The organism is Dissulfurimicrobium sp., assembly GCF_049968175.1.
Taxonomy (GTDB): Bacteria; Desulfobacterota; Dissulfuribacteria; order Dissulfuribacterales; family Sh68; genus Dissulfurimicrobium; species Dissulfurimicrobium hydrothermale.
Genome location: NZ_JBMFRG010000100.1, coordinates 1 through 3,334, shown reverse-complemented (window position 1 = coordinate 3,334; position 3,334 = coordinate 1). Strand labels below are relative to the sequence as shown.

Below are 3,334 nucleotides of genomic sequence, written 5' to 3'. Positions count from 1 at the left end.
GTAAGTCAGGCACCCATTCAGAGCCGTTCCAGGTAAACCAGCTGTTTTTGTCCTGATCAAATACACTTACTGGCTTATTGAAGAATTTTGCAAGCTCGACTGCCCATCCTGTCCCACCCTTGACTGTATTGTCTGGTTGTATCCAACCTACAGCGAATATCTGTTGTCCTTTATTTACTATATGAAAGATCGACTGGATGACCTTACGGATCTTTTCCGCCTCTGCATATGTGCGGTTCATATGTCTGGATACGATTGCCATGCTTATATCGCCCTGTTTAAGCTCCTCGTCCGTAAGGATACATACGTCTTTGACCCTGTCCATGTGGTGGCCTTTGTATGAAAAATTGATCTCCCTGAGCCCCCATTTTTCGGCGTTTATCCCAAATTCAGTCTCAGCACCTTTGAGCCCTCCGCTGTATAGGATGTATTTAGATGTATCTATCATTCAGGTCTCCCCTCTTTTTTATTGAATTTCATCTTTTAATACGTCTGCCTTAAGCTCCAAGAGTTTTTTATATACATTTTCCAAGAATTCGGCCACCGGGCCATGTTTATTTTCCCCCGATTGGGCATAATTCTTTGTAATCTCAACAGCCTGACGGAGACATTCTTCTTTGTCATATGTATTCAGTTTTATCTTCCCATCCTTTCCCATCTTTATTGTCCTTTGCCGTCGGCAAGATGACATCCCACATCTATGATGGGGGTGTGGTGCCGATAAATTGCGGAACATCATTTAGTTTCTTTATGAGGTCCCGCAAGGCCTTTGCCCTGTGACTCAGGGCATTCTTTTCTTTGTCTGCGATCTCCGCCATGGTGCGGTTGCCGCCGCCATAGGGGATAAAGAGCGGATCATAGCCGAATCCGTTGGCCCCTCTTAGGGTTTCAGCTATGACGCCTTCACATACACCTTCGCCTGTCATCCAGGCGCCTGATGGATGGTACAACACCACGACACACCTGAAGCGCGCCGTGCGTTTGTGGTCTCCTATGGCCTTCAGTTCCTCAAGGAGCCTTCTGTTATTCTCTTCATCGCCAGCCCCTTCTCCTGCAAACCTTGCGGAATATATCCCTGGAGCACCTCCCAGCGAATCCACTTCAAGGCCCGAGTCGTCGGCAAGCGCCGGGAGGCAGGTGGCTAACGCAACGGTTTGCGCCTTAATGAAGGCATTCTCTTCGAAGGTTGATCCGTTTTCCACAATATCGGGGATGTCGGGAAAATCATCAAGACAAAGAAACTTGATGTCGGGTCTAGAGAATATAGCCGTGATTTCCCGGATCTTGCCTTTATTTCTAGATGCAATGACAAGCTTTTTCATGGAGCCTTTATATCAATACCAGCCTGCTCCTTGTCCGGAGTTTTGAGGCATGGGCCAAAACTTAGCGACACTGCATTTACAGGACAGATAGAATGGCATCTCATACACCTTATACATGCGGTGGAATTTATACTGTCTTCGCCATTATAAAACGAAATATCGCTAGGACATGCAGTTTTACATGCCCTGCAGCCCACGCATCGGCTAGGATCAAAATTGAGTTGCAGCCAGCTGATCCTGTTAAAAAGCCCATAGATAGCGCCGAGCGGGCATATCGCCCTACAAAATGCCCGCATGGTAACCATACACCAAACCGATATTGCAATAAGGACAACGAGTTTGTTTACAAAAAGCCAGCCAGCGGCACGCCTGAGATTTGAATTGAGGGTCAGGAGCGGGATTCCGGCCTCAAGGGTGCCTGCTGGACAGACATATTTACAAAACCATGTTGAACCATAACCCGTTGCATCGACCACAAGGATTGGAAGGACGATTACAAAGAGACCTAAAAATATATATGGTCCGGCCCTGAACCATTTCTTCATAGAGATTTTTGGAACAGGCATACGATATAAGAGTTCTTGAATAAGGCCGAAAGGGCAAAGCCAGCTACATGGTAATCTACCCATTATGCTGCCTATTAGGGCAAGGGTCCCTAATACATAGGCGCCGAAACGCATTCCTACAGGGGCTATGTTTATACGTATGCTGGCAAGAAAATTCTGAAGCCCCCCGATCGGACAAGCTGTGATTGCTGCAGGGCATGAATAGCAGTTAAGGCCTGGTGAACATATCCTTTTTGACCACCCTTGAAATATAGGGGGCCCTTTCCACAAAAAGGTCCAGTTGGAATTGATTATTAACGTAGATATTATTTGCGAGACCTTTCTTCGCCGTTCCATTATCCAATGCCTATGCAGCTAAGACAGACGGTCACAGCCTTTTGCCAGAGAATCTGGGCCTCGCCGGACCATAAACCTAGGGCGATCAGGCCAAGCGAACTTATAAGCGCGATTAACGGTGTATATCTAAATATCATATTTTAGTCCCCCCTTGTCCTCTTCGGCAAGATACTGCCTGACGGTGCTGGTCTTTTGACCAAGATGGACTTCCTTATCGCGCCGGTCGTCTATTTTAATTGCGGTATATACCCGCTTTTCCCCCATGGAAAACGGTACATTGTGCAGTATCTTTGCAGTTGACATAAGGGTGTCGATGTCGCCTTCCACAAGTGTCCCCATGTCGGTAAGTTTATATGGAAGCCCGAGACCTGCAAGGACTTCCTGCATCTTGACTACAAAGCGGTGAAAGCTTGTGGAACCTGTCCCGAGAGGGACTACACTTATCTCCATTATAGCCATATGCCACCCCCAAATAATGAACAAATAAAAAAGGATCGCAGTCGGCCGCTGCAATCCAAATATTATATTTTAATATTGTTGGAGGCGGCGCCCGGACTTGAACCGGGGAATAACGGTTTTGCAGACCGTCGCCTTAGCCACTTGGCTACGCCGCCCAAAAGCAGGTTGTTTTTTAACATAAGGGGCTTCCTTTGACAAGGGTCGGCAAGGTGCCATTGCTTTTAAGACCCTTTGTTTTTTAAGTAAGGATGTTCTTGAGGGCATTAATCCCTTGGGACATCCATCATACGGTGTACGGCTTGAAGCGCCTTGATCCTGATCTCTTCGGGTACTGTTATCTGGTGTATTTCGTCTTCAAGCGCCTTGATTATATCCTTCAGATTTATCTTTTTCATGTCTTGGCAAATCAGATCAGGTGATGCAGGATAAAATTCCTTTTGTGGATTTTGTTTCTTTAGTGTATAGAGGAGCCCTATCTCGGTAGCTATAATAAACTCCCTTTCCTTCGATTCTCTGGCATAGTCGATCATGCCTGTCGTGCTTCTTACCACATCGGCCATGTCAATGACTTCTGGTGGACATTCAGGATGCGCTATAAGTACGGCGTCAGGATGCTCGGAACGTGCCTTTTTGACCGTTGAAACACTAAGG

General features: G+C 46.7%; 7 protein-coding genes and 1 tRNA gene. All 8 read right to left on the bottom strand.

Going from position 1 to position 3,334, the window contains the following annotated elements; all coding sequences use genetic code 11:
* Positions 1 to 448 (bottom strand): hypothetical protein (locus ACP5SG_RS09500; RefSeq protein ID WP_428124020.1); only part of this gene is annotated, 448 nt, incomplete at its 3' end.
* An 18-nt stretch (positions 449 to 466) separates the two neighbouring features.
* Entirely contained in the window at positions 467 to 658 is a 192-nt protein-coding gene (locus ACP5SG_RS09495; protein ID WP_237888130.1) for a hypothetical protein, read from the bottom strand.
* A 40-nt stretch (positions 659 to 698) separates the two neighbouring features.
* Positions 699 to 1,322, bottom strand: coding sequence for an XTP/dITP diphosphatase (locus tag ACP5SG_RS09490; RefSeq protein ID WP_237888131.1), 624 nt, complete (start codon positions 1,320 to 1,322; stop codon positions 699 to 701).
* Complete coding sequence (locus tag ACP5SG_RS09485) at positions 1,319 to 2,158, bottom strand: 4Fe-4S binding protein (protein WP_428124015.1); 840 nt, start codon at positions 2,156 to 2,158, stop codon at positions 1,319 to 1,321. The genes ACP5SG_RS09490 and ACP5SG_RS09485 overlap by 4 nt, the downstream gene beginning before the upstream one ends.
* A 65-nt stretch (positions 2,159 to 2,223) precedes the next feature.
* The gene (locus tag ACP5SG_RS09480; RefSeq protein WP_407932008.1) at positions 2,224 to 2,361 is read right to left on the bottom strand and encodes a CD1871A family CXXC motif-containing protein; all 138 of its coding nucleotides are present in this window, start codon (positions 2,359 to 2,361) and stop codon (positions 2,224 to 2,226) included.
* Complete coding sequence (locus ACP5SG_RS09475) at positions 2,351 to 2,683, bottom strand: MTH1187 family thiamine-binding protein (RefSeq protein WP_237888133.1); 333 nt, start codon at positions 2,681 to 2,683, stop codon at positions 2,351 to 2,353. The genes ACP5SG_RS09480 and ACP5SG_RS09475 overlap by 11 nt, the downstream gene beginning before the upstream one ends.
* A gap of 79 nt (positions 2,684 to 2,762) precedes the next feature.
* Positions 2,763 to 2,838, bottom strand: a tRNA-Cys gene (locus ACP5SG_RS09470).
* A 108-nt stretch (positions 2,839 to 2,946) separates the two neighbouring features.
* Positions 2,947 to 3,334: quinolinate synthase NadA (locus ACP5SG_RS09465; RefSeq protein ID WP_428124010.1), on the bottom strand; the 388-nt coding region annotated here is incomplete at its 5' end.